Origin of the sequence: Capnocytophaga leadbetteri, assembly GCF_003054025.1 — a bacterium.
GTDB lineage: Bacteria > Bacteroidota > Bacteroidia > Flavobacteriales > Flavobacteriaceae > Capnocytophaga > Capnocytophaga leadbetteri.
Genome location: NZ_QBKG01000001.1, coordinates 60,931 through 84,504, shown reverse-complemented (window position 1 = coordinate 84,504; position 23,574 = coordinate 60,931). Strand labels below are relative to the sequence as shown.

The window sequence follows — 23,574 nt, the reverse complement described above, 5'->3', positions numbered from 1 at the left end:
AAATTTTACCAATATGAAAAGAGAAAATTTATCTAAAATATTTATAGCTTTATATGCAATGCTATTAATTATGTATGTGGCAGTTATTGTATTTGACTTTCAAAAAGAATATTTTGCTGACACTTATCTAATGAATATAGTAGTACTTATTACTTTACATTTAGTAGTACCCTTTATATATTTTGAAAAATATAAGGAGGGTAAAACAGTAGCCAATGTAGTGCAGTTTCTTAAGAATCCTTTCTTTATAGGGTATTTTGTATTGAGTAGCCTATATCTTTGCAAGAGTATTGCAGATTATCAGTGGTATAAAATTCTGATAGTAAATGTAGTAGTAACCCCTATTATTATTTTCTTTTTAGAGTTATTAAAACAATATATAGTGAAACATTATAAAGCTGAATACTATGTTATTGTTTGCTATTTTATGTTGTTTCTGATATTTCTTACAAAACTTATTTGTTTTTAAAGTTTATTGATATAAAATCTTTTTACGAAGAGTGAGAGCGTGGAGAGGCTTAGAACCCACCAATAAAATTCTTGTTTAACCTAAAAAATAAATGTTTTTATGAAACCTTTTTTAAAAAGAGATGTAAGAAGCGCTATATTTGTAGTTACCCTTCTTACTGCAGGAGTTAATATTGCTTACATTGTAGTAACAAATCTTGAACCCAAAGCATTTTGGGCTATGATGATTAATGTTTTTGTATGCCTATCTACTGGTATATCTGCTGGTATAGACATTTACAAAATACGAAAAAAAGAAGAACAAGAGCGTGGAGAGGCTTAGAACCTACCAATGAATTTAGAAACTTACCAGAACAAGAAAAAAGCAAAATATGAACGTGAAGAAAATTGTAATACTATCTGTAATTAGTCTTTTAGTGGCTTTTAGCAGTTGTAATACTTTTAAAAGACCACTTAAGTCACACGAGAAAATAGGTAAAAATGGAGAGGACTATACTATTAGCTATTATGAACTAAAAAAAGAAATCGTAGGGCTCTTGCACATCAAGGTTATTGAAGATAATAAGTCTTTACCAAGCGATAGATGGCTCTTAGAAATTAATGGAGTATCTATTTATCGCTTTCAGGAACCCTTTTATTATCTTTCTCCTAATCGGAAATACAATGTACGAATAATAACCTTGGGAGAACATAAAGCTTTATATGTCTATAATATAAAAGTAAGAGAGCGCGATTCGATAGTGCTTACTCTACATCTAAAAGATACGGTGCCAACAGAGGGCTGTAGATAGAAATATTATTTTTGACTTACGAACAAGTATCTTAATTTGCTAATTATTAATTGATTAAAAAAAATATTCAAAAAAAAAGCTGTAAAAATTTGCAGTTTTAAAAAAGAGTTGTACCTTTGCACCGTCAATCATTGAGAAATTCATCATTTGCGGGTGTGGTGAAATTGGTAGACACGCTAGACTTAGGATCTAGTGCTTCACGGCGTGGGGGTTCGAGTCCCTTCACCCGCACTTGCAAAAGGCTGCCAATTATGGTAGCCTTTTTCTTTTTTATATACTTACAGATTTGCTAATCTGCTAATTATTTTTTACTTTTGCACCATTAAAAAACAACAACCTAATGATATATTATGCTATTCTCTGTATAGGTGTGGCTGTGCTGCTTTATATGATTATAAGGCAGGGCATTGCTAACTTCAAACGCGAAAAGGCAATAGAAGAATTGCGCGAAAAATGGCAAAATGCCTTAGTAGACGAACGCCAAACCCGTGAGGTTATTATGAACTTGGTAAGAAACACCTATGGCGAAAACACGGTTAGCGCCATAGAAAAAGGACTTTATTCAGAGGGTATGCCTAACTATTTAGTGAAAATGGCTGTAGGTAGACCGCGCGAAGTGCAAAGTGCCGTATTTCAGGGGGCTACTACTGAGCGTTGGCATTATAAAACCCTTACTCTTACCTTTCAAAACGGCAGACTTATAGGCTGGGAAAGTGTTGATAACTCTACTCCAAAAGCAGGAATATAATGATGTTAAAAGATTACTACGAAATATTAGGCGTAAACCAAAAAGCCTCAGCTGAAGAAATCAGAGAGGCCTATAAAAAACTTGCCAAAGCCTTTCACCCCGACAAGCATCAGGGTGATACTTTCTTTACTGATAAGTTTAAAAGCCTACAAGAAGCCTATAACATACTGTCTGACACCAATAAACGCCGCGACTATGACAACCAATTGGTGTCGCAAATGAACAAATCGGTGGCACAGTCTGCCCCAAGTAGTAGCAGTGAGCGCACAAGCACGGGCGAGTCTGCCCCACCTTCGACCTCGGTTATCGACCTGCCTACGCTCATCGATATGTACTTCAACAAACGCATAGCTACTGTACAGGCACGCAAGTTTTACGATGGTTTTCTCGCTACGCCCCGTGAGCGACACATCACTTGGCTGAAGTTTATCATCGTTTTGCTTATCATAGGGCTTAACCTACTGCTATTCAACCCCTCTTGGGGCTTTTTGAAAGACTTACTCCCCTAATTAAACACTAATTTATTTTATTTTTGCTACCTGATATTTTCTCTATACAAACAGATGCCGATTTTGTGCAGGCTGCCCTACAGACTTTTGGGTATCAGTACCAGCACAATCAGGTGTACCAACGCTTTTGCACCTTGCTCGGTCGTACTCCAGACAAGGTGCGTCGGCTTACTGACATTCCGTTTCTACCTATCGAATTTTTTAAATCAGAAGCTGTTTATTGCGGAAATGAGCGTCCTACAACGGTATTTACCAGCAGTGGCACTACGGGCAGTCAGACCTCGCGCCACTACGTGAAAGACCTCGCGGTATACCAACAGAGTTTCCGACAAGGATTTGCTGATTTTTATGGGAATATAGAAGAATACACTGTTTTAGCACTACTCCCCTCCTACTTAGAGCGCACAGGCTCTTCGCTCATCACTATGGTTGCTGACCTTATAGAGCGGTCGGGCAGTGCTGATAGCGGTTTTTACCTAAATGAATACGACTTATTAGCCGAAAAACTGACCTATTTAGACCGCAGCGGACGCAAAGTGCTGCTGATAGGGGTATCGTTTGCGCTATTAGACTTGGTAGAGACTCATCGTTTTCAGCTAAAAAATACGATTGTAATGGAGACAGGGGGAATGAAAGGAAGGCGTAAGGAGTTAATACGCGAAGAGTTGCACGCTATATTGTGCGAAGGGTTTGGAGTGGAGTATATACATTCAGAGTACGGAATGACTGAGTTGCTCTCGCAAGCCTATTCAGCAGGGAGTGGGCTTTATGAATCGGTGCGTTGGCTAAAGGTGCTGATAAGAGACACTAATGATGCGCTAAGCTACCAACGCCCGCTAAAAACAGGTGGTATCAACCTTATTGATTTGGCTAACATACATTCGTGTAGCTTTATTGCTACCCAAGATTTAGGTCGTTTGCACCCCGATGGCAAGTTTGAAGTACTCGGTAGGTTTGACAATGCCGACATTAGAGGCTGCAATCTACTCATCGGCTGATTTATCAATAGTTAAATCGTCTTTTAGCTTCTCTATTTCTTTCTGAGTTTCTTGCACTATGTCGTTATGAGGAGTAACCTCATTTACACCGCGTTGTATTTCGTTTTTAATTTCATCGGTAGCCTCGCGTACTTGTCGGGCAGCTTTGCCTAAACCACGCGCTATCTCTGGCAGCTTATCAGCCCCAAAGAGGATTAACACCATAAAAAGAATAAAGAATATTTCTGAAATGCCCATAGTTGATTTGTCAATTTGTCGATTTGTTAATTAGTCGTTGCTAACAAGCTGATAGACTAACTGTTCTGCAAAATTACATTTTTTTCTTCACAAAATAGCGATTTTGATATTTTTTTTATACCTTTGCCCGTATGAAAAAGGTAAAATATTATTATGACCCCGAGACGCTTTCGTATAAGCGCATTCGGAATAAGAAGCGTACAAAAGTGCGTAACGCCTTGATTTTCTTATTAGCCGCTGCTCTTTTCGGAAGTATCTTATCACTGATTATTATCAATTCTCGCTTGTTTTTCACCCCTCGCGAGGTGATGCTAGCACGCGAAATAAAAACCTACGAAACCAACTACGAAATCTTAAACAGAAAGATGGAATTGGTAGAGCAGGTATTAGCCGATGTGCAAGAGCGCGACAACAATATGTATCGGTTGTACTTTAACGCCCCTATCATACCCGATAGCGTGCGCAAAGGGGGCTTCGACCCTAATAAATATAAAGACTTAGAGAAATTAGGCAACTCTAAATTAGTAGCCAATACCACTAAACGTTTGGACAAACTTCGGAAGCAGTTAGTTATACAATCTAAATCATTAGATGAAATCAACAAGCTATCTAAAGAAAAAGAGAAGTTTTTGGCCTCAATACCTGCCATTCAGCCGGTAAACAACAAAGATTTGAAGCGTATGGCATCGGGTTATGGTTGGCGTTCTGACCCATTTACCAAAGCGCGCAAATTTCACTACGGTATGGACTTTTCATCGCCACAAGGCACCCCTGTATATGCAACAGGCGATGGGGTAGTAATACGTGCTGACGACGGTTCATCGGGCTATGGCAACCACATACGCATAGACCACGGCTATGGCTACGTGACCCTCTACGGGCACCTTTCGGCCTATAATGTGCGGGCAGGACAGCACGTAAAGCGTGGCGACCTAATAGGCAAAGTGGGGAGTACAGGGCGTTCGGAAGCCCCTCACTTGCACTACGAAGTGATAAAAAATGGTGAGCACATCAACCCTATACACTTCTATTACGGCAACCTATCAGCTGACGAGTATGCTGAAATGCTACGCGTATCTACCCAAGAAAACCAATCTCTTGACTAACTAACGGACAATGGACATCAATCTACCGGACAAATTGTATTACTCTATAGGCGAAGTGGCCACTGCTTTTGGTGTAAACTCTTCGCTTATACGCTTTTGGGAAAAAGAATTTGAGATTATCAGTCCGAAGAAGGACACTAAAGGAAGTAGAAAGTTTTCAGCCGACGATGTGAAGAAGCTGCAACTGATTTACCACTTAGTAAAAGAACAAGGATTTACCCTTGAAGGAGCGCGCCAACGGCTAAAAGATGAAAAGCAAAAGACGCTTTCTAACTTTGAAATAGTAGCGAAGTTAGAAAAGGTAAAGCGAGAACTCGTAGCACTAAAAGAGGCTATGGATAATTAAAAAAAGGGATTGCCCCGTAATGAGGCAATCCCTTTAATATCTGATTTTTGTTTTATTATTTCACTCCGTGCATCATACGTTGTAGCTTCTTGTTGAGTAATACCATACCCAATCCGCAGAGAATTACAAAGCCTGAAATAACGGTAAATACGATACTAGGGCCTAGTTTTTCTACATATGAAGCGATAACACCTCCGGCAGCATTAGCAAAGAAGGCTGCGGTCATCCAAACCCCCATTAAGAGTCCTGCCAATTTAGGAGGAGAAAGTTTCGTAACGATTGAAAGCCCTACTGGCGACAAGCACAACTCGCCCATAGTATGTGTTAAGTAAGTAAGTACTAACCACGCAAGGCTTGCTTTTACTGTCATATCAGAAGGATCGTTGCCTATACTACCCCCACGTTCGTACACAGCTCCTAACATAAAGAAATAGCCTATACCCAAGAGGATTAAGCCGGTACCCATCTTAAATGGTGTAGTGAGTGTTTGTCCGAACTTGCTATTCCAGAAGCTCGCAAATACAGGCGCTAATATTACTATAAACAGCGGATTTACTGATTGGAACCAAGCAGTAGGTATCTCAAAACCACCAACCACACGGTCTATAAACTTATCGGTGTAAAGGGTAAATGACGAACCTGCTTGCTCAAAACCTGCAAAGAAGAATATCGCAAAGAAGAAGTACACAAATATAACTGTAATACGCTCTTTTTCTTCCTTAGTAAGCGGTGCGTCAGACACTTCAATATCTGCTACTTTCTTCTTACCTCCTTTAGGGTGTAAGCCCAAATCACCAAGATATTTTTGCGCAAATAAAAGGAATATAACTTCGCTGACAAGCATACCTATAGCTGCTGCCAAGAAACCGTATTTATAACCGAATGACATTACTACTTCGCCTGTTTCGGGGTTAGTAACGTTGCTTGCAAAAATGTTATCAGTAAGCAACCCTGTAAGAAGCGGCGCTAAGAAAGCCCCAAGGTTGATACCCATATAGAAAATAGAGAAAGCTGAGTCGAGGCGTTTATCACCAGGTTCATAGAGTCCTCCTACTAAAGCTGAGATATTAGGTTTGAAGAAACCATTACCGATAATCAGCAAGAAGAGCCCCAAATAAAGCCCTATGTGCGAGTGCATAGCAAATAACACAAACTCACCAAAGAACATAATAAGCCCCCCGAGTAGCACTGCTTTGCGTTGCCCTAAGAAATTATCGGCTATCCAACCACCAATAAGCGGCGTAAAGTAGGTAAGCCCTGTGGCAAAGCCGTAAATAAGACTCGCTGTTTGGGGGTCGAATGCTAGACCGCCTTCTAAGAATGTTTTGGTAAGGTAAAGCATCAAGATGCCTCGCATACCGTAATAACTAAAGCGCTCCCACATCCCTGTCAGAAACACTAAGTAAAGCCCCTTAGGGTGCTTCTTTTTCACATTTTCTACGTTTGTATCCATTGTATAATTAGTAATTAAAAAAGTTCTGTTTTTATAAATTCTCTTCTATAAATTGGGTCATTTTGTAGTATAGCTGCCAACGTGTGCTACCGGTATTATCGTATATACCGTGATTGCGGTCGGGGTAGATGAGCCAATCAAAATCTTTGCGCTGAGTGACCAATTGCTCTATGAGCGACATTGCGTTTTGCACGTGCACATTGTCATCGGCAGTACCGTGGATAAGCAGGTATTTACCTTTTAGCTTATGGGCGTGGGTAAGAGGAGAATTGAGGTCATAGCCTGCGGGGTTTTCTTGTGGGGTACGCATAAAGCGCTCGGTATAGACAGTATCGTAAAAACGCCAGTTAGTAACAGGGGCTACGGCTATTGCCATCTTGAAGATATCACCTTTTTGGAAGATACAGTTGCTCGACATAAAGCCCCCAAAGCTCCAGCCCCATATCCCGATTCTACTTTTATCTACATAAGAATAATTCCCCACTATAGTAGCCACTTCGGCTTGGTCGTCTACCTCAAACTTACCTAACTGCTCATAGGTACATTTTTTGAATTCTTCACCACGATAGCCCGTACCGCGCCCGTCTACACAAAGCACTATATAGCCTTTCTGGGTGAGCATAGCGTGCCAAAAGTCATTCATATCCCACCATTCATCAGCTACCTCTTGCGAGCCAGGCCCTGAATACTGATACATCAGCACAGGGTATTTCTTCTCAGGGTTGAAGTCAGCAGGCTTCATCATATAAGCATTGAGGGTAGCACGAGAGGTTTTTATCTGAAAGTATTCTTTAGTGGGCAGTTGGTAGGCTTTTAGTCTTTCTGCAAAAGCATTGTTATTGAGAATCTCTTTCAGTTCTTTGCCATTGGCAGCGTGCAGAGTATAGCGTGGCGGGGTAGTAGCACTGCTAAAAGCATCAATATAATAAGCAAAGTCACCGCTAAAGGTAGCCTTATGCGTACCTGCTACTGCCGAAAGAGTGCGTTGGTTTTTACCGTTGAGCCCCACTGCACAGATAGCGCGCTGTATGCCATCGGCTTGGGTAGCTTGGTAAAACAGCTGTTTGTTTTTAGCATCATAGCCGTATAGGTCGGTTACCTCTGTCTGCCCAAAGGTGAGCTGTCGCACGCTCTTACCTTGTGCATCGCAGTGATAAAGGTGGTTATAACCGTCTTTTTCTGATTGATAAATAAAGCTATTATCGGCTAAAAACGTTATTTTGTCATTGATTTCTACATAAGTTTTGCTCTTTTCTATCACTAACGGACGTATTTGAAAAGTTTGCGCATCTACTTGCACCAGTTGCCAGTCGTTTTGATGCCTGTTGAGCGTCTGCACCGTTAGGTACTTAGGGTTGTTAGACCATTGCAGGCGCGGAATGTAGTACGCCTCTAAAGCTATAGGGGTAGTCTTGGCTTTAGCAAGGTCGTAGATATGAAGACTTACCACTGAATTGGGTTCGCCTGCTTTAGGATATTTAAAAGTCTGCTGGGTAGGGTAAAGCCCTGCACCATAAACGTCCATTGAGAATTCTGGTACTTGCTGTTCGTCAAAACGGACGAAAGCCAGCTGCGTGCCATCGGCATTCCAATCAAAAAAGCGCACGGTGCTAAACTCTTCTTCGTACACCCAGTCAGCAATACCATTGATAATCTTATTCTTAGCACCATCAGTAGTAATGCGTGTTTCTTTGCCAGTAGCTACTTCGTACAGATACAGGTCGTTATTACGCGCAAAGGCTATCTTCTTTCCGTCAGGAGACACTAACGGACTTTGTATCTTATCGTTAGTAATTTTCCGTAGCTTACCGCTAGCCAAATCGTACAAATAATAATCGGCTATAAATGAATGGCGGTAGATATACTCGCTATTAACCGCGATGAGAAGCTGCTGCTCATTGGGGGTAAAAGTGTAGCTATTCAGGCGTGCGAACTGCTTATAGTCAGCTGCCTTAAAGATAGTTTTTACTTTGGTGAGGGTAGCGAAGTCATAGAGGTTAATCTCTTGAGCCCCATCGGCAGGATTGTACTCTAATACAGTGTATTGAGGTGCGTGCTGTAGGGTTTTGAGATTGTACATACGGCTGGGGTAGAAAGTGCCCTGCGTCCATATTTTGTCGAGGGTAATAGCGGGTTGCCCCCAAGCTATTCCCGTAAAAAGGGTAATAAGAAGAAATAATATTCTCATAATTAAAAAATAGATACGTAAAGACGATGCTTTCTGATTAATTTGGCGTCAATATTATGAAATATTTTTTAAATAACGGCTATTGTTCAGAAGTTTTTTTCATCAGCTTTTCTTAAAACACTGATAATCAAATAGCAAAAAGATAATCGGGCTACTTATTCTCGTTCCAATAGTAGCTATCGGGGTAGATACGTTGCCCGAAGATGGCCGTTCCTACGCGCACGATAGTAGCGCCTTCTTCTATAGCTGTTTCTAGGTCGCCACTCATACCCATAGAAAGCTCCTGAGGGTCTACATTAGGCAAGCCAAGAGCGATAATCTCTTGCTGAAGGCGTTTAAGCAGTTTAAAGCAAGCGCGCACCTTTTCGGTTTCGGCACTAAAAAGCCCTATGGTCATCAACCCTTTGATGTGTAGGGTAGGCAGTTGTGCTACCTGCTTCACTAAGTCGAGCACCTCAGCGGGGTCAGCCCCAAACTTACTTTCCTCATTAGAGGTATTCACCTGAATAAAAATGTCAAGCTCCTTACCTTCACTCGCCAAACGGTTGTGCAACTTCTGCGCCAAGTCAATACGGTCTACCGACTCTACACAGCTGACCTCATAGCGCAATATCTCTTTGATTTTGTTGGTTTGCAGGTGCCCTATGAAGTGATTGGTATGGGGCACTTCTTTCAGCGCTTCATACTTCTCCTTCAGTTCTTGTATTTTATTTTCGGCAATGAGGGTATTCCCAGCCTTAAGCGCTATTTTGATGCGCTCAGGGGTTACGGTTTTAGTAGCCAGAAGCAGTTTTACTTCCTCTGGTTTACGCCCTACCCGAGCACAAGCGGCAGCAATGCGCTGCTTAATAATCTCTATATTTTGTAATATGTTTTCCATTACTTTCTATTGTTTAAACAGGCTCGTTTTCTTCTATTACACCTTCGAGCTCGGCTTTAGTTTTGCGGCGCGACAGACGGCGTTTTATAAAGTCGTTTAGGTCTTTACCTTTCACCGAATAGGTATTGAAAAGTAGCATCGGGGTGATAACCCCAAAAGCCAAACACATAGTGATGAAGCCCGTTTGTAAGCCTAATTTAAAGGTTTGATACAGCAAATCAAGGGTCTCTTCCTGAGGCGTTTCAACCGTTACTATCTGAATGATTTTCATCATAAACTCATAGCCGTATTTGCCCGGAATCATATTGATAACCGCAGGAATAGTAAACACGATAGGAGGGGTATGTACGCGGTGTGCAAAATAGACTGCCAAGAGCCCTACAGCACAGGCGCCTAAAAAGGAGGTAATCACTATCTGTTCGGGCATTATAGTGCCCAAAAGCACAAACTTGATGCCCCAACCTACACCGCCTAACAAACCTGTAATCCAAAGAGCGCGGCGTGGGGTGTTAAACAATAAGGCAAAACCTATAGAAATCCACATCGACCAAAAGATGCGGACAGAAAGTGCTAATAATACATCAAGGAAGCTCATAACCAAATAACAATAACGCTAAATAAAAACCTAAAGAAATCATAAATACCAAGATAGCTGCGTGGGTAAGCTTTGCCACCCCTGGCACTACACACCCCGAAAGCATATCAATAAACCCATTGATGAGCGGCACCCCTGGCACCAACCACAGCACACAGGCGGCTAAGGCATTGTGATAATGCTCTACCCCTAACAGACGGAAGATACTCATCACCGACACCGATACGAAAGCCGCCCAACCCCAACAGATATACACGTTAAACTTGCGCAACTGCAGTATGCGTCTGCCTGCTAAGCCTAAGAACGTAGCGAGGAATGACATTCCGAACTCAGCATAACTAGCATTTTCTTTGCCAAATACATAGGCTAACGAGCCGCCGGCAATAGACACAAAAAACCACATTACATACATATTGTAGTGTGGTTTGGCTTTTATAGTAGCTACGTGTTTTTCAATTTGTTCGATAGGCAAATGCTTCTCAAGGACTTCCCAAGAGAGGATGCTTATATCAGATATCGCACTAAAATTCACCCCGTGATGAGGAATAGTGCGCACTACGGTTTCTTTCTCGCCAGTAGCTTTGTCTTGTACGGTGAGAACTATAGCCGAATGCGAATAGAAGCTTTCACAGTGGTAATTCAGCGCGTTAGAGATACGCTCTACATTGCGTTCTACCCTACGCGTATTAGCTCCGCTGGAAATCAACAGTTCATTAATATCCGCAAACAAATTTGCTGCTCTTTCGATAGCCTTCATTCCTTATATTCTTTGTTTTTTTCTAAAATTATCTTCGTTATCAGGGCACAAAGGTACAAATTAATTAACAATTTACAATTGATAATTCTCAAATTTGGGTTAATAAATGAGCTCCCCCCCATCGGTAATCTCTTTAAAATGCAAATAGCGCCTGCCTAAAGGCTTGCCGTTTAGCTGCAGCTGCCCATTAGTGCTACCTTTGCGTATCGTGAAAGTCTTACCATTATCCAAATGCAAAGTAGCTTTGCTAAAGAGGGGGTGCCCTATGTAATAGGGGCTATCAGCAGGATTGATAGGGTAAAAACCCAATGCACTAAGCACATACCAACTCGACATTTGTCCGCAGTCCTCATTGCCGCAATGTCCATCGGGGGTATTGTGGTATTGGGTGCGCAATATCTCGCCCACTCGCTCACTGGCTTTCTCGGGGTGAGCGGTAAAATTGTACAGATAAGCTACGTGGTGACTTGGTTCGTTGCCGTGCACGTACTGCCCTATCATACCGGTACTAAAGATAGGCAAACGCTCATCAGGGGCAGAAGCAAAGGTAAACATCGAGTCGAGTTTTTGCTCAAAAGCCTCTTTGCCCCCCATCGCCTCTATAAGTCCCGATACATTGTGGGGAACAAACCAACGGTACTGCCAAGCATTGCTCTCGCAGAAATAAGGGGTGTAGTCTTTTGGGTTAAACGGATTGATAAAGGCGCCTTTGCTGTTTCGAGGTCTGAAGAAAGTAGTGCGAGGGTCGAAAAGATTGCGCCAGTTCTCGGCTCTTCTGGCAAAGTAGTCAGCATCAGTGCCTTTGCCCAAAGCAGCCGCAAACTTAGCGATACACCAATCGTCATAAGCGTACTCTAAGGTCTTAGACACCGACCAATTTTCACCCGACTTGTCTAAGTCGTAAGGTATGTAGCCGTATTGGCGGTAAAGGTCTATCTCGCGTTCATCTACCATAGCGCTGGCACGACAGGCTTCGTAAGCCAGCTTAACGTCCATTGGTATATTTTTGAAGTAAGCATCTACAATCACAGGCACCGCGTGGTAGCCTATCATCATATTAGTTTCGCCCCCTTGCATACTCCACACAGGCAGTGTGCCATTCTCTTTGTAATGGGCTAAGAAACTGCTGATAAAATCGGCATTCGCTTGGGGCTGCAACAGCGTGTAGAGGGGGTGCGCCGCCCGAAAGGTATCCCACAGAGAGAAAGTATCGTAGCGCACAGGCTCTTTTACATCGCTGTAGAGGTTCGGGGCTAACATAGTTTGGTAGAGCATAGTGTAGAAAATGGTCTTCTGCTGCTCATCATCGCTGGTTACCGTTATTTTCTGCAATTGTTTTTCCCAGAGGGCGCGGGCTGCCTCGCGATAGGTATCAAAAGCAAAGTGAGGAGCTTCCTCTTGCATATTGCGGTAGGCGCCGCTAAGGCTGTGCATCGAAAGGGCGGTTTTTACCACTATCTGCTCGCCCTCGGCAGTAGCGTACTGCAGTTCTGCTCGCCCTATCTGGCTTTTGCCGGCTATTTTTTCGGATATAAGAGCACTTTTGGCAAAAGGTTTTGAAAACTTCATCACGAAATACACCTTTTGGTCGCGTGCCCAGCCAGTAGAATAGCGATACCCCTCTAAGGTGCTATCATCTACCACTTTTATATAGGTTTCGGTAGGTTTATCCCAGTTGATACTGTAGCCCAAATCTACCGTTATTTTAGAAGTATCATCTTTAGGGAAGGTATAGCGCTGCACGCCTACCCGTGGGGTAGCGGTAAGCTCGGCGCGTATGCCATAGCTACTGAGGTCTACCGCATAATAACCAGCAGTAGCTTTTTCGCTTTGGTGCGAGAAGTAAGAGAAAGGTTTTTCATTATTCTCTTTGATGCGCTCATTAAACCGACTATTGGTCGGCATCACTAATATATCGTATAGGTCACCAGCCCCTGTGCCGGATAGATGGGTGTGCGAAAAGCCGGTGATGAGGCTATCAGGGTAGAAGTAACCTGAAATTCTATCCCAACCGGGGATTCCTATATCCGGACTTAATTGCACCATACCAAACGGAGTGGTAGCCCCCGGGTAGGTATTGCCCGTACCGTCAGTACCTATAAACGGATTGACATAGCGGGTAAGTTGCTCGTCTGTATGCTGCACCTGCTTATCGGTTTGGGGTGTTTGGCAAGCTAGAAGAGTTAAAAAAGCCACCACAATAATTTTCAACCTTTGAAGTTTAAGTTTTTGCATTTCTATTATTAGGTTATCTTATTGGTTACTTGTTATTTACCATTGTCATTAAAAAATCTGGTGGAAAAGATTCTACTGAGTGTAGGCAAGCGTGCGATAGCTGAGGGGCTTTCAGTCCGTTAGTAAAGACCGTATCGCCTCTGAATACAAGGGCTTCGTCCCACAGGTCGGCTTTGATAAACTGCTGAAGCGTATGCGCCCCACCCTCTACTATTAGGCTTTGTACCTCGCGCTCGTAAAGCACCTTGCAGAGCTGTGGCAATACCTCTCCGCCAAAATCAATACAAGCTACCTCGGTGCGTTGCCCAAAATGCCTAACGCCCTTATAATCGCGGTCGGCTATAAAGAGAGTTGGCACCTCGTCATTCCACACGTTGAAATCTTTGCGCGTACTTAGGCGCGGGTCGATAATAACGCGCAGCGGACTCTTGCCATACCAGCTACGGGTGCTTAGCGAGGGGTTATCAGCCCACACAGTGCCTGCCCCTACGAGTATAGCTGCCTCGGTACTGCGCAACAGATGCACATACTGGCGGGCATAAGCGCCGGTTATCCATTGGGGCGCGCGCTCCTGCTTGTGCAAAGGCGCTATCAGTCCGTCACGGGTCTCTGCCCATTTCAGGAATATATAAGGTCTTTTTTTCTGGTGAAAAGTGAAAAACCGCTTATTAAGCGCCTCACACTCTTCTTGGCAGACCCCTACCACCACCTCACAACCAGCTTCGCGGAGCTTCTGTATGCCCCTGCCAGCTACCTTAGCAAAAGGATCGGTACAACCAATCACTACCCGCGGTATACGATGCGCAATGATAAGGTCAGCACAAGGGGGCGTTTTGCCATAATGGCTGCAAGGCTCTAAGCTAACGTACAGCGTACTTTGCGATAGCAGCTGTTTGTCTTTTACCGAGGCAATAGCCCTCACCTCAGCGTGCGCCTCGCCTGCTCGCACGTGCCAGCCCTCGCCTATCACCCTATCCTTATAAACAATAACACTACCTACCACCGGATTGGGGTAAGTAGTGCCTAAGCCGTTTTGGGCTAATTGTATGCATCTATGTATATATTGCTGGTCTGTCATTGGTCATTGGTTATTGATCTTTATCAGAAAAGGTCATTTTCGCTGATGCTCTTATCGTGTTTGGTATAAGCAGTAGGTCGTTTAGCGAAGAAGTCGTCTAACTCATTGCTAAATACTTCCTCTTCAAACCACATCATCGGTTTAGCCTCATCGGCACTGATGTTGAAAGGTTTAGTAAGTCCTAACTGGGTAAGCGAGTCGTCTAAGCGATAGCGCATATAGTTAGCAAGATCTTTTTTACTAAAGAAATCGAGTTCGCCTTGTTCAAAAATCCAATCAAGCATCTTGTCTTCTAAAACAATGTAGTTGCGGATAAAGTCGGTAGCATCGGCTTCGGCTTTGGCTTTCATCTCAGGTCTTTCTTCAAAAATCTTCTTGAGGATATAAATACCTGCATTGGCGTGTAGTTGCTCATCTACCGATGTCCAAGCGATGATGTTGGCTACGTTTTTAAGGTATCCTTTAAAGCGTGCAAATGATAGTACGGTAGCAAACTGACTAAACAAAGAGGCATTCTCAATGATAAGGGTAAAGAAGAGAATACGCTCCATAGCGTTTTCGCGGTTTTTAGCCAGATACTCTTTTAGTACTGCGTTGCGTTCTTTAAATACCGGCACTTCCAAAAGGTTTTCGAACTCGTTATTATAACCCAACACCTCTAATAAGCGCGCATAGGCTTCACTGTGACGGAACTCACACTCGGCAAAGGTAGCGCCCAGCCCGTTAAATTCAGGTTTAGGAAAAAGGTCGTATAGGTCGCCCCAGAAGGTTTTAACCGACACTTCTACCTGCGCAATACCCAATAGTGCGCGTTTGATAGCCTCTTGCTCTACGGCAGAGAGGTTTGATTTAAAATCCTGCACATCGGCAGTAAATTCAACTTCAGAATGCACCCAAAATGATTTGTGCATAGCGTTTACGAACTCCATCACCTCCGGATATTCAAAAGGTTTGTAGCTCTCGCGTTTGTCAAAGATTCCCATTGTTTTTGTTTAATGTATATATGTAAATGTACGAGCGGCAAAGATAACAACATTTTTTCACAAAACAGAAATTAAACTACAAAAAATAATGTAATCATCTCATACAAAGGGTATTATTTTTTTTACAGAAAAAAATAAGAAAAAGGTCATAACCTCATTCCCAAAAACCTATTCCCTTTCACCACTCCCACCTGTCTCACTCGTCCCACCAGTCTCACCTGTCCCACTCGTCCCACCAGTCCCAGCCTTCCCAGCCTTCTCATTCCTCCCACCAGTCCCACATCTTTGCCCGTGCGGCTCGCACTCCCATTCCTCCCACAATCACCTGTACAGCTCGCACTCCTACGAATAAATCCCCCCATTAATATTAATAACTTCCCCCGTGATATAAGAAGCTTTTTTAGAAACGAGGAACGACACAAGGTCAGCAACCTCTTCAGCCTCACCAAACCGACCTACAGGTATCAGCTTTACCAAATCCTCTTCTTTAAGCGAGGATGTCATATCAGTGCGGATAAACCCAGGGGCAATAGCATTAACGGTAATATGTCTTTTAGCGACCTCTTGTGCCAGAGCCTTAGTCGCGGCGATGATAGCGCCTTTGGCAGCCGAGTAGTTCGTTTGCCCTGCGGTACCTTTTACGCCCGATACCGAAGCAATGTTGATAATGCGCCCGTAGCGGTGACGCAACATCTTCTGAATGAAGAAGTTAGTAACATTGTAAAAACCATCAAGCGAGGTAGAAATAACCTTGCTCCAATCTTCGGGGGGCATCCACATAAAAAGCCCATCGCGGTTGATGCCCGCGTTGTTCACAATCACCTCTACCACAGCGTCTTTGTTGTCGTGTTGCCATTGGGTAAGAGCTTTCACGGTGCTCTGGTGGTCAGACACATCAAAGCGAATAATCTCACCTTCACGACCTAATTTTTTAACGTGTCCTAAGGTTTCTCGGGCAGCAATTTCGTTGCTTTGGTAGGTGATAAGCAAGTGATAGTCAGTATCCTGAGCGAGTTTCTCAGTTATGGCACGACCTATGCCGCGCGAGCCTCCGGTAATAATAGCAAATTTTCTCATATCTAGTTACGTTTATTTTCGAGCGACAAATATACGAAACATTTTACTAATTTACAAAATCTTTTTTCTCTCCTTAGGCACCCTTTACATTCGATATAGGAAGGATATAGGAACGATACACGAAGAGCGAAGGATAAGCGAAGGATGAGCGAACAATAAACGAAGGAAAGTCGGCAAGCTGGCACAGCCGAGTATGTGACAAACGAAAGCCGATGAGCTGGTTTTAATATTTATTTTATAGTTTGGTATAGTTTTTGCATTTTATTTAGAGTTATTAACAACTTAAAATAAAAAAGAAAAGATGAAAACACTCGTGCTAACAGCTGTAGCAGCGCTCTTTGCGTTAGGCTGTGCCCAAAAAAAAGCTAACACTCATACTTCTTATCAAAAAACAGAACAAATGACAGAAAATCAACAAATGGACAATGAGGCAATGGACGAAGAAGAACCTCAATCTAAAACTTATATCTATTTTGCAGGAGGCTGCTTCTGGGGTACCGAGCACTTTTTTAAGCAAATACGTGGCGTACTCGCTACCGAAGTGGGCTATGCTAACGGCAACCGCGACAAAGCCCCTACCTACGAACAGGTGTGTGAAGGAAATACAAATTTCGCCGAAACTGTAAAAGTTACTTACAACCCTCAGCTTATCGACCTGCACAAACTCATCGACCTATATTTCAAAATCATCGACCCAACTTCGCTCAACAAACAAGGCAACGACCGCGGTACGCAATATCGCACAGGCATTTACTACACCGATGCCACAGAAAAGCCGCTTATTGAGAAAGCTATCCATCAGCTTGCCACTCAGTACACCAAGCCTATCGTGGTAGAGGTATTGCCTTTGCGCAATTTCTATAAGGCTGAAGAGTACCACCAAGCCTATTTAGACAAGAACCCTAATGGGTATTGCCATATCTCGCCTGCTATGTTCGAGTTGGCACGCAAAGCAAATCCGGTACCAACTAAGTACAAACGCCCTGCAGAGAGCGAGTTGCGCAAACTACTGACACCAGAGCAATACGCCGTAACCCAAGAGAGTGCTACCGAACGTCCGTTTGCCAATGAGTATTGGAACGAATATCGCGAGGGCATTTATGTAGATATTACCACAGGCGAACCGCTGTTTATCTCTACCGACAAATTCGAATCGGGCTGTGGTTGGCCTAGTTTTTCAAAGCCTATTAACAAAAAACTCATCACCGAAAAGACAGACACCTCACACCAAATGGTACGCACCGAAGTACGCAGCACCTTAGGCAACGCTCATTTAGGACACGTATTCAATGACGGACCTAAAGAGTTGGGAGGCTTGCGTTATTGCATCAACAGTGCCTCTTTGCGCTTTATTCCAAAAGAGAATATGGAAAAAGAGGGCTATGGAGAGTATCTAAAATTGCTGAAAAAGGAATAAAATTGCCTATTAGTAATTTATTTTGTAACTTTGCCTTTAGAATAAGCAAATACAGACTATGACAACAAACACAATTACATTTAAAGAACATTTACCTTTCGAGAAATATCAATCAATAATGAAATTTTTAGATGATATAGGCGTAGAGGTAATAGAACCTGAACAAACTACTTTTTCTGAACTAACAGCTAATGACCTCAAAAGCATTTACCTATCAAAAGAACAATCTAGAATGGGAATGGTAATAGATCATTCTGAGGTGCAAAAAGAGGCAATGGAAAGAAGATATTGCAGAAAATGAGAGTAGTTGTTAGTTGTTGTTATCAAAAACCTCTTTCAAGTTATAACTAAAATGAAACCTCTAAAAAAACTCCTATTCTTTTGTATTGCAGCACTATTTTTTAGCTGTCAGCATACCCCACAACGCCCCGTAGAGATGAGCGACCGGCAAATCTTAGGGCTAACAGATAATGTGCAGCAAGTTACCCTTATCAGTCAGCATATAGACGAAGAGAAACGCGACACTACCTTTCTAACTTTCGACTCCAAAGGACGGATGACAGAGAAAATAGAACATCTGCAAAAAGCAAAAGACGGCATAATCAAAACTAAGTATGTGTATGACGATACCCAACACACCCGACTCGCCAAAACTTACAAAAGCGATGGAACGCTCTTAAGCGAGGAGCTGGCAACCTATAATGCTTATAATTTCGTAGAAAAGTACACCCTTACCAATGGCGAAACCAAAGAGGTGATTACCGTAGTTTTCAACTATAGTGCCGACGGACTAAAGGCGGAAGCAAAGGCTACAGACGGAAAAGGTGAGCTATTCCTTACCTCTAACATAGAATACAACCCACGCGGACAAGCCATAAAAGAAGAGGTGTACATCACCAAAGACAAAAAGCACTCCTCTACAACGTATTATGTATATGACGAAAAAGGCGCCCTAATAGACAAAAAAGATTATAACATAAAAGAAAAAAACATCAGAAATTACACTTTCACTCACACCTACGACAATGCAGGCAATAAGAAAGAAGAACGCATATACATAGATGGTAGCCTTAGCATTATAAACAAAACAGAAATCAGAAAATAAAAGTTAAAAAAGAAGGGAGATAAGATAGGGGTATAAGGTCTTTAAATGGTAATACACACTTTGCAATAAAATCATTGTTTTAAAAGAATTATCAGAAATAAAACACCCTATTCTTTGCAATTATTATTATAAAAACATTTAAAACAACACATATATAGCAATGCTAAATAACATAGCCAAAAGTGTTAAAAAAACTATAAATGTGTTAAATCTGCGTATTTTGTAGGTAAAAAAATAGGGTAGGATAAAAAAAATAGGTATATTTGCTGAAAATTTTGCAACTTGTGCCTATCTACTATATAGGTGTAATAGGTGGCAAAACTACAATGAAAAATAGCAAGCAAACAGTTAAAAAGTTAATTTTTATCGACAATGAAAAGAATAGTATTGTTACTTTTAGCAGTATGTGCTTTTGAGGGGAAGACCCTTGCACAAGAGTTGAACTTACCACAGCAAAACCAGTATTTAGCTGACAGTGAGTTCCTTATAGCACCTACATACGCAGGTATAGGAGACTTCGTACGCGTACGCCTTTCTGGTATTACCCAATGGGTAGGCGTAAAAGGTGCTCCTGATTATCAATCATTAGCTGGCGATATGCGTTTAGGCGAACGCAGCGGGGCTGGTGTAATGCTTTATAACGACCGCAACGGGCACACCTACCAACGCGGTGGCAAAGTGTCTTTCGCTCACCACCTTACCCTCGACAGATATGATAACCATTTTGTGTCATTCGGTATCTCATACGCTCTTAATACTTTTGAAATTGATATAAAAAAATTCAACCAATCTATTAGAGATCAGGCGGTTACTAACGACCGTTTCACCGTAAACCACAACTTCGACGTAGGGGTACTTTACCGCTACAAAAATTGGTTCGTAAACCTTAGTGCTATGAATATCCTCAACAAAGATATCGAGCATTTCTACAAAGAAGAACCAAAAGCACTTCGCAACTATATGATTTTTGCCGGTTATCGCTACAAACAAGACAAGAAGAGCAATTTTGAGATTGAACCTTCTGTATTGTACCAACTTTACGAAAGTGATGGACGTTCTACTACCGACTTCAACCTTAAATTCCGTTGGATGGACTTAGAAGATTATTACTGGGTAGGGGTAAACTATCGTTCGCTAAACGACCAGATATTCCGTCCGTTAAACATAGGTCCAATGGCAGGACTTAAACGCGGAATGCTTTATTTTGCTTACTCATATCAGCTAACACTCAACGAGATAATAGGCTATAACTCTGGTACACACGTTATTACATTGGGTCTTGACCTATTCCAAGGGGTTAGTAACTGTAAATGTGCGCAACGATAAATGGAACAGATTATTCTTAAAAACATACGCTCATACGCTTATCACGGTTGCTTAAGCGAAGAAACCGCTATAGGGAGTGACTACCGCACCGACCTAAAAATCAGTGCTGACCTAAAAAAATCAATGCTCTCTGATGCCCTACAAGACACGGTAGACTATGTACACCTAAACAGAATTGTAAAGGAAGAAATGGCAATACCGGTAAAACTATTAGAAAATGTAGCAGCGCGGATAGTAAAACGTATCTTTGATGAACTTCCTGAAGTTCAGAAGGTTACCCTAAAGGTTGCCAAGATAAATCCACCTATAGGCGGAGATGTAGAGAGTGTATCAGTAAAAATAAAACAAGAAAGATTTGGTTAATTAAAAAATAAGATATATCTTTGCACCCAGAATACAAAAAGGCATCGTGGCCGAGGGGCTAGGCGGAGGTCTGCAAAACCTTATACAGCGGTTCAAATCCGCTCGATGCCTCACCTTTTTAAATAAATAATCCCATCTCTAAAAACTTTTCGAAAAATGACAAATGTTCTAGACAAATTTATTCAGGATATGAAGAGTAACATTCCTGGTTTTATAGCAGTTTCAGTAACAGAGGTACGTTCAGGTGTATCATACGGTTCTGACTCTGTTGACCCAAGTTTTGACCCTAACCTTGCTTCTGCTTACAACCTAGAAGTAGTAAAGGCAAAACAAAACGCTCTACAAGTATTAGGATTAGCTTCAAAAGAGAGAATCGTTGATATCCTAATTACACTTACAGACCAAATCCACATCATTGACATTTCATCAAATGGTAGCTACATTATCTACTTAGCTGTAGATTCAAACAAAGCGAACTTAGGTCTTACAAGAGCCCTACTTTCTAAATACAAAAAAGATTTAGTAGCTATATTCTAATATAAAGCTATTCATAAGAATACATAATAAAAAAGAGTTCCTTAGCACAAGGAGCTCTTTTTTATTTAAAGTTTAACCCAAAATATATTAAAAAATGAAGAAGTTAGTATTTACAGCCGCTGCCCTAATGAGTTTAGGCTACAGCTATGCACAAGATAATACTGTGCCAATGGCTACCCTAACCCCTGCCCAACCTATTGAGCCTGCACAAAAAGTAGAAGAGAAAGTAGAAATTAAATCGGTAGGGCGCATTCATTTTGATGGTGGCGTGTTAGGAGCCAATCACTATCACAACGAGTTTGTAAGTGGTATAGCTCTAGCTGACTTCCGTGCTGGCCTACTGATGCGCTACGGACAATGGAAAAGCAAAATAGAAATGGGCTATGCTAATCAAGCTCTTTCGGTAAAAGATGTATTTATAGAGTACGATTTTAACAAACATACCCTGCTTAGAGGAGGTTATTTTCTGCATCAATTCGGTATGCAGAGTGTTTTTGGGGCTTCTGCTAAAATATCTATGGAAGAGCCTCTAAGCAATAGCGCTTTCTACAACAATAGGCTTGTAGGGCTTATGCTGATGCACCAAAAAGATAAATTCTTTGGCACATTGAGCCTATTTGCTGAAAATGAAGCGATGAAGAAGAGTGCTGACAAAACAGGCAGCCAAGGAATGGGTATGATGAGCCGTTTACTATACCGTCTGCATCGTGAAGAAGGTAATATCTTTCACGTAGGTATTTCAGGAGCTTTTGAGACGCCTCGTTATACTGAAGTAAAAGATAATGCAGGAAAAGTAACAGGTGTAAGCCATAGTTCTTATGTACTTAAAACATACTTTCCTACACGTATAGCTAGGGTAACAGCACAAGAGGCCTCTATTAATAATGCTACGATTCTCTACAAATTCTCGCCCGAACTCTTATTGGCAAAAGGTCATTGGGGCTTGGAGGCACAATATTATTACCTAAATGTAAATCGCAAAAATGGGTTTGAAGCATTCGATGCTAGTGGAGCTTACGCTATGGTGCGCACTATCATAAAAGGCAAGCCATATGCTTATTCTGATGCCGATGCCGTTATGGCAACCCCTAAAGCAGGAGCTATGGAGTTAGTAGCCGGTTATAACTATACCGACCTTTCGAATAGCAAAGCAGGCATCTTAGGGGGCAGACTAAACGATTATTCGCTTACTTTCAACTATTATATCAATAAATACGTGATTTGGCGGGTACGCACCTCATATACCTCAGTTGGCTATCGTGCAGACAAAGAGAACACTAATTTAGGCCTTATAGAAACACGTCTACAAATCAAATTTTAATTGAGAAGTAAAAAAGTTTTATTTTTTATGTGTGTAGTGTCGGTTTTTTGGTATTTATAAATGAAAAGAAAATATATGAAAGTTCACGAGTTCAAAAATATTATACACAAATTCTTATTAAGGAAGACTTCAAAAGAAGAGGAAAAGGTACTTAATGAGTTTGAAAAGAGGCTTTTAGCGCATAATGCTGAGAGTGTTTTTGAGCATACCCCTTCTGAAATAATTCAGCGCGAACTATCTAAAAAAATTGTTAATGCAACACGCACAAGATACACTTTAGTATACCAATGGGCAGCCGTAGCTGCCTTACTAATACTCATAAGCGTAGGCTCTTGGTGGTTTAGTTCTACAGAAAGTACTAAAATAGTTATTTCTACCCCCATAGAGTGGCAAGAAGTGAGTACTAGAAAAGGAGAAACTCGCGAAGTACATTTACCTGATGGGTCGGTAGTAACTCTAAACGGAGAAAGTAGCTTACTTTACCCTACTACCTTCTCAGAAAGCGTACGCAAGGTAACGCTAATAGGTGAGGCTTTTTTTGAAGTAACTCCTAATCCTGATAAGTCTTTTGTGGTACAAACAGAACAACTAAGCACTGAGGTATTAGGCACCAGTTTCAACATAGAAGCCTACGCTATGCAAAAGGATGTTAAGGTTACGCTTGCCACAGGAAAAGTACGCGTGAAGGCAGGAATGCAAGAATTAATTTTAGCACCTGCACAACAAGCTGTTTACCAAAAAGATAAAGCGGAGATGTACGCAAAGCAGGTAAATATAGCCCTATACACCGACTGGAGAAAAGGTATCTTGCACTTTGATGAAAGTTCACTAACAGTTGTAGCTGCTCAGATAGAAAAATTTTACGGTATACCTGTACAGTTGGAAGTAAAAGATGCTGAGCATTACTATATATCAGGAACTTTTGTAAAAGAACCATTGGAGGTAGTCCTCAAACAATTGAGTTTTACCGATGAAGAGCTAAACTATAAATTTATAGGAGGAAAACTGCTCATAAGCCATAAAAAATAAAAGCAACCTGCTTGTTTCAGTACTTTG

Annotated in this window: 27 protein-coding genes and 2 tRNA genes; 18 read left to right on the top strand and 11 right to left on the bottom strand. The window is 41.8% G+C overall.

Annotated features, from left to right (window positions below):
- Positions 1-13 precede the first annotated feature (13 nt).
- The 7 genes from C8P65_RS00485 (at position 14) to C8P65_RS00455 (ending at position 3,514) form a co-directional block, all read left to right on the top strand.
- Positions 14-469, top strand: coding sequence for a hypothetical protein (locus C8P65_RS00485; RefSeq protein ID WP_107780417.1), 456 nt, complete (start codon positions 14-16; stop codon positions 467-469).
- A 99-nt stretch (positions 470-568) separates the two neighbouring features.
- Complete coding sequence (locus tag C8P65_RS00480) at positions 569-790, top strand: hypothetical protein (RefSeq protein ID WP_107780415.1); 222 nt, start codon at positions 569-571, stop codon at positions 788-790.
- 49 nt (positions 791-839) lie between these two features.
- The gene (locus C8P65_RS00475) at positions 840-1,259 is read left to right on the top strand and encodes a hypothetical protein (RefSeq protein ID WP_107780413.1); all 420 of its coding nucleotides are present in this window, start codon (positions 840-842) and stop codon (positions 1,257-1,259) included.
- Between the two features lie 149 nt (positions 1,260-1,408).
- A tRNA-Leu gene (locus tag C8P65_RS00470) sits at positions 1,409-1,490 on the top strand.
- A 109-nt stretch (positions 1,491-1,599) separates the two neighbouring features.
- Positions 1,600-2,007, top strand: a complete 408-nt coding sequence (locus C8P65_RS00465) for a hypothetical protein (RefSeq protein ID WP_107780411.1) — start codon at positions 1,600-1,602, stop codon at positions 2,005-2,007.
- Positions 2,007-2,516, top strand: a complete 510-nt coding sequence (locus C8P65_RS00460) for a J domain-containing protein (protein ID WP_107780409.1) — start codon at positions 2,007-2,009, stop codon at positions 2,514-2,516. The genes C8P65_RS00465 and C8P65_RS00460 overlap by 1 nt, the downstream gene beginning before the upstream one ends.
- 23 nt (positions 2,517-2,539) lie before the next feature.
- On the top strand, positions 2,540-3,514 hold the full coding sequence (locus C8P65_RS00455) for a long-chain-fatty-acid--protein ligase (protein WP_170069068.1): 975 nt from the start codon (positions 2,540-2,542) through the stop codon (positions 3,512-3,514).
- Here C8P65_RS00455 and C8P65_RS00450 read toward each other — a convergent pair.
- Positions 3,500-3,751 (bottom strand): Sec-independent protein translocase subunit TatA/TatB, encoded by a 252-nt coding sequence (locus tag C8P65_RS00450; protein WP_107780407.1) that lies wholly within the window; start codon positions 3,749-3,751, stop codon positions 3,500-3,502. The two genes, C8P65_RS00455 and C8P65_RS00450, sit on opposite strands and share 15 nt — an antisense overlap.
- Positions 3,752-3,882: 131 nt before the next feature.
- Between C8P65_RS00450 and C8P65_RS00445 the strand changes: the two genes are divergently transcribed.
- On the top strand, positions 3,883-4,857 hold the full coding sequence (locus C8P65_RS00445; RefSeq protein WP_107780405.1) for a M23 family metallopeptidase: 975 nt from the start codon (positions 3,883-3,885) through the stop codon (positions 4,855-4,857).
- Between the two features lie 10 nt (positions 4,858-4,867).
- Complete coding sequence (locus C8P65_RS00440; RefSeq protein ID WP_095913749.1) at positions 4,868-5,203, top strand: MerR family transcriptional regulator; 336 nt, start codon at positions 4,868-4,870, stop codon at positions 5,201-5,203.
- 55 nt (positions 5,204-5,258) lie between these two features.
- Here the strand turns inward: C8P65_RS00440 and C8P65_RS00435 are convergent, their stop codons facing one another.
- The 10 genes from C8P65_RS00435 to flxB all read right to left on the bottom strand — a co-directional run bounded on the left by C8P65_RS00435 (position 5,259) and on the right by flxB (position 16,449).
- The gene (locus C8P65_RS00435) at positions 5,259-6,656 is read right to left on the bottom strand and encodes a peptide MFS transporter (RefSeq protein WP_107780403.1); all 1,398 of its coding nucleotides are present in this window, start codon (positions 6,654-6,656) and stop codon (positions 5,259-5,261) included.
- Between the two features lie 31 nt (positions 6,657-6,687).
- Positions 6,688-8,844, bottom strand: coding sequence for a S9 family peptidase (locus C8P65_RS00430; protein ID WP_107780401.1), 2,157 nt, complete (start codon positions 8,842-8,844; stop codon positions 6,688-6,690).
- A gap of 151 nt (positions 8,845-8,995) precedes the next feature.
- The gene (locus tag C8P65_RS00425) at positions 8,996-9,724 is read right to left on the bottom strand and encodes a YggS family pyridoxal phosphate-dependent enzyme (protein ID WP_107780399.1); all 729 of its coding nucleotides are present in this window, start codon (positions 9,722-9,724) and stop codon (positions 8,996-8,998) included.
- Positions 9,725-9,737: 13 nt separating this feature from the next.
- Positions 9,738-10,319, bottom strand: coding sequence for a threonine/serine exporter family protein (locus tag C8P65_RS00420; protein WP_107780397.1), 582 nt, complete (start codon positions 10,317-10,319; stop codon positions 9,738-9,740).
- Positions 10,306-11,076, bottom strand: a complete 771-nt coding sequence (locus C8P65_RS00415) for a threonine/serine exporter family protein (RefSeq protein WP_107780396.1) — start codon at positions 11,074-11,076, stop codon at positions 10,306-10,308. Before C8P65_RS00415 ends, C8P65_RS00420 begins: the two co-directional genes overlap by 14 nt.
- A gap of 99 nt (positions 11,077-11,175) precedes the next feature.
- A complete protein-coding gene (locus C8P65_RS00410; protein ID WP_107780394.1) occupies positions 11,176-13,311 on the bottom strand; it encodes a GH92 family glycosyl hydrolase in 2,136 nt (711 codons plus the stop codon).
- A 25-nt stretch (positions 13,312-13,336) separates the two neighbouring features.
- Positions 13,337-14,389: a bifunctional diaminohydroxyphosphoribosylaminopyrimidine deaminase/5-amino-6-(5-phosphoribosylamino)uracil reductase RibD gene (gene ribD / locus C8P65_RS00405; RefSeq protein WP_107780392.1), complete on the bottom strand. Its 1,053-nt coding sequence runs from the start codon at positions 14,387-14,389 to the stop codon at positions 13,337-13,339.
- A 23-nt stretch (positions 14,390-14,412) separates the two neighbouring features.
- On the bottom strand, positions 14,413-15,372 hold the full coding sequence (locus tag C8P65_RS00400) for a ribonucleotide-diphosphate reductase subunit beta (protein ID WP_107780390.1): 960 nt from the start codon (positions 15,370-15,372) through the stop codon (positions 14,413-14,415).
- 146 nt (positions 15,373-15,518) lie between these two features.
- A complete protein-coding gene (locus tag C8P65_RS11990) occupies positions 15,519-15,734 on the bottom strand; it encodes a hypothetical protein (protein WP_146162903.1) in 216 nt (71 codons plus the stop codon).
- On the bottom strand, positions 15,715-16,449 hold the full coding sequence (flxB, locus tag C8P65_RS00395) for a flexirubin biosynthesis SDR family reductase FlxB (protein WP_009390258.1): 735 nt from the start codon (positions 16,447-16,449) through the stop codon (positions 15,715-15,717). The genes C8P65_RS11990 and flxB overlap by 20 nt, the downstream gene beginning before the upstream one ends.
- A gap of 418 nt (positions 16,450-16,867) precedes the next feature.
- Between flxB and msrB the strand changes: the two genes are divergently transcribed.
- The 9 genes from msrB to C8P65_RS00350 all read left to right on the top strand — a co-directional run bounded on the left by msrB (position 16,868) and on the right by C8P65_RS00350 (position 23,547).
- Positions 16,868-17,866 carry a peptide-methionine (R)-S-oxide reductase MsrB gene (gene msrB / locus C8P65_RS00390; protein ID WP_425430555.1) on the top strand — a complete coding sequence of 333 codons (999 nt, stop codon included), beginning with the start codon at positions 16,868-16,870 and terminating at the stop codon, positions 17,864-17,866.
- 58 nt (positions 17,867-17,924) lie between these two features.
- Complete coding sequence (locus C8P65_RS00385) at positions 17,925-18,167, top strand: hypothetical protein (protein WP_107780386.1); 243 nt, start codon at positions 17,925-17,927, stop codon at positions 18,165-18,167.
- Positions 18,168-18,218: 51 nt separating this feature from the next.
- Entirely contained in the window at positions 18,219-18,971 is a 753-nt protein-coding gene (locus C8P65_RS00380; RefSeq protein ID WP_107780385.1) for a hypothetical protein, read from the top strand.
- A gap of 372 nt (positions 18,972-19,343) precedes the next feature.
- Entirely contained in the window at positions 19,344-20,297 is a 954-nt protein-coding gene (locus C8P65_RS00375; RefSeq protein WP_107780383.1) for a PorP/SprF family type IX secretion system membrane protein, read from the top strand.
- On the top strand, positions 20,298-20,660 hold the full coding sequence (gene folB, locus C8P65_RS00370; protein ID WP_107780381.1) for a dihydroneopterin aldolase: 363 nt from the start codon (positions 20,298-20,300) through the stop codon (positions 20,658-20,660).
- A 40-nt stretch (positions 20,661-20,700) separates the two neighbouring features.
- Positions 20,701-20,771, top strand: a tRNA-Cys gene (locus tag C8P65_RS00365).
- Between the two features lie 45 nt (positions 20,772-20,816).
- Entirely contained in the window at positions 20,817-21,197 is a 381-nt protein-coding gene (locus C8P65_RS00360) for a hypothetical protein (protein ID WP_107780379.1), read from the top strand.
- Positions 21,198-21,291: 94 nt separating this feature from the next.
- Positions 21,292-22,518: a porin gene (locus tag C8P65_RS00355; RefSeq protein WP_107780377.1), complete on the top strand. Its 1,227-nt coding sequence runs from the start codon at positions 21,292-21,294 to the stop codon at positions 22,516-22,518.
- 60 nt (positions 22,519-22,578) lie between these two features.
- Positions 22,579-23,547: a FecR family protein gene (locus C8P65_RS00350; RefSeq protein WP_107780375.1), complete on the top strand. Its 969-nt coding sequence runs from the start codon at positions 22,579-22,581 to the stop codon at positions 23,545-23,547.
- Positions 23,548-23,574 lie beyond the last annotated feature (27 nt).

Coding starts and splice junctions, on each gene's coding strand:
- C8P65_RS00350 (WP_107780375.1), top strand. CDS start 22,579: ATGAAAAGAAAATATATGAAAGTTCACGAGTTCAAAAATATTATACAC.
- C8P65_RS00360 (WP_107780379.1), top strand. CDS start 20,817: ATGACAAATGTTCTAGACAAATTTATTCAGGATATGAAGAGTAACATT.
- flxB (WP_009390258.1), bottom strand. CDS start 16,449: ATGAGAAAATTTGCTATTATTACCGGAGGCTCGCGCGGCATAGGTCGT.
- C8P65_RS00400 (WP_107780390.1), bottom strand. CDS start 15,372: ATGGGAATCTTTGACAAACGCGAGAGCTACAAACCTTTTGAATATCCG.
- C8P65_RS00410 (WP_107780394.1), bottom strand. CDS start 13,311: ATGCAAAAACTTAAACTTCAAAGGTTGAAAATTATTGTGGTGGCTTTT.
- folB (WP_107780381.1), top strand. CDS start 20,298: ATGGAACAGATTATTCTTAAAAACATACGCTCATACGCTTATCACGGT.
- C8P65_RS00430 (WP_107780401.1), bottom strand. CDS start 8,844: ATGAGAATATTATTTCTTCTTATTACCCTTTTTACGGGAATAGCTTGG.
- C8P65_RS00485 (WP_107780417.1), top strand. CDS start 14: ATGAAAAGAGAAAATTTATCTAAAATATTTATAGCTTTATATGCAATG.
- C8P65_RS00420 (WP_107780397.1), bottom strand. CDS start 10,319: ATGAGCTTCCTTGATGTATTATTAGCACTTTCTGTCCGCATCTTTTGG.
- C8P65_RS00375 (WP_107780383.1), top strand. CDS start 19,344: ATGAAAAGAATAGTATTGTTACTTTTAGCAGTATGTGCTTTTGAGGGG.
- C8P65_RS00415 (WP_107780396.1), bottom strand. CDS start 11,076: ATGAAGGCTATCGAAAGAGCAGCAAATTTGTTTGCGGATATTAATGAA.
- C8P65_RS00465 (WP_107780411.1), top strand. CDS start 1,600: ATGATATATTATGCTATTCTCTGTATAGGTGTGGCTGTGCTGCTTTAT.
- C8P65_RS11990 (WP_146162903.1), bottom strand. CDS start 15,734: ATGGGGGGATTTATTCGTAGGAGTGCGAGCTGTACAGGTGATTGTGGG.
- ribD (WP_107780392.1), bottom strand. CDS start 14,389: ATGACAGACCAGCAATATATACATAGATGCATACAATTAGCCCAAAAC.
- C8P65_RS00435 (WP_107780403.1), bottom strand. CDS start 6,656: ATGGATACAAACGTAGAAAATGTGAAAAAGAAGCACCCTAAGGGGCTT.
- C8P65_RS00450 (WP_107780407.1), bottom strand. CDS start 3,751: ATGGGCATTTCAGAAATATTCTTTATTCTTTTTATGGTGTTAATCCTC.
- C8P65_RS00445 (WP_107780405.1), top strand. CDS start 3,883: ATGAAAAAGGTAAAATATTATTATGACCCCGAGACGCTTTCGTATAAG.
- C8P65_RS00385 (WP_107780386.1), top strand. CDS start 17,925: ATGACAACAAACACAATTACATTTAAAGAACATTTACCTTTCGAGAAA.
- C8P65_RS00460 (WP_107780409.1), top strand. CDS start 2,007: ATGATGTTAAAAGATTACTACGAAATATTAGGCGTAAACCAAAAAGCC.
- C8P65_RS00480 (WP_107780415.1), top strand. CDS start 569: ATGAAACCTTTTTTAAAAAGAGATGTAAGAAGCGCTATATTTGTAGTT.
- C8P65_RS00355 (WP_107780377.1), top strand. CDS start 21,292: ATGAAGAAGTTAGTATTTACAGCCGCTGCCCTAATGAGTTTAGGCTAC.
- C8P65_RS00380 (WP_107780385.1), top strand. CDS start 18,219: ATGAAACCTCTAAAAAAACTCCTATTCTTTTGTATTGCAGCACTATTT.
- C8P65_RS00475 (WP_107780413.1), top strand. CDS start 840: ATGAACGTGAAGAAAATTGTAATACTATCTGTAATTAGTCTTTTAGTG.
- msrB (WP_425430555.1), top strand. CDS start 16,868: ATGGACAATGAGGCAATGGACGAAGAAGAACCTCAATCTAAAACTTAT.
- C8P65_RS00440 (WP_095913749.1), top strand. CDS start 4,868: ATGGACATCAATCTACCGGACAAATTGTATTACTCTATAGGCGAAGTG.
- C8P65_RS00425 (WP_107780399.1), bottom strand. CDS start 9,724: ATGGAAAACATATTACAAAATATAGAGATTATTAAGCAGCGCATTGCT.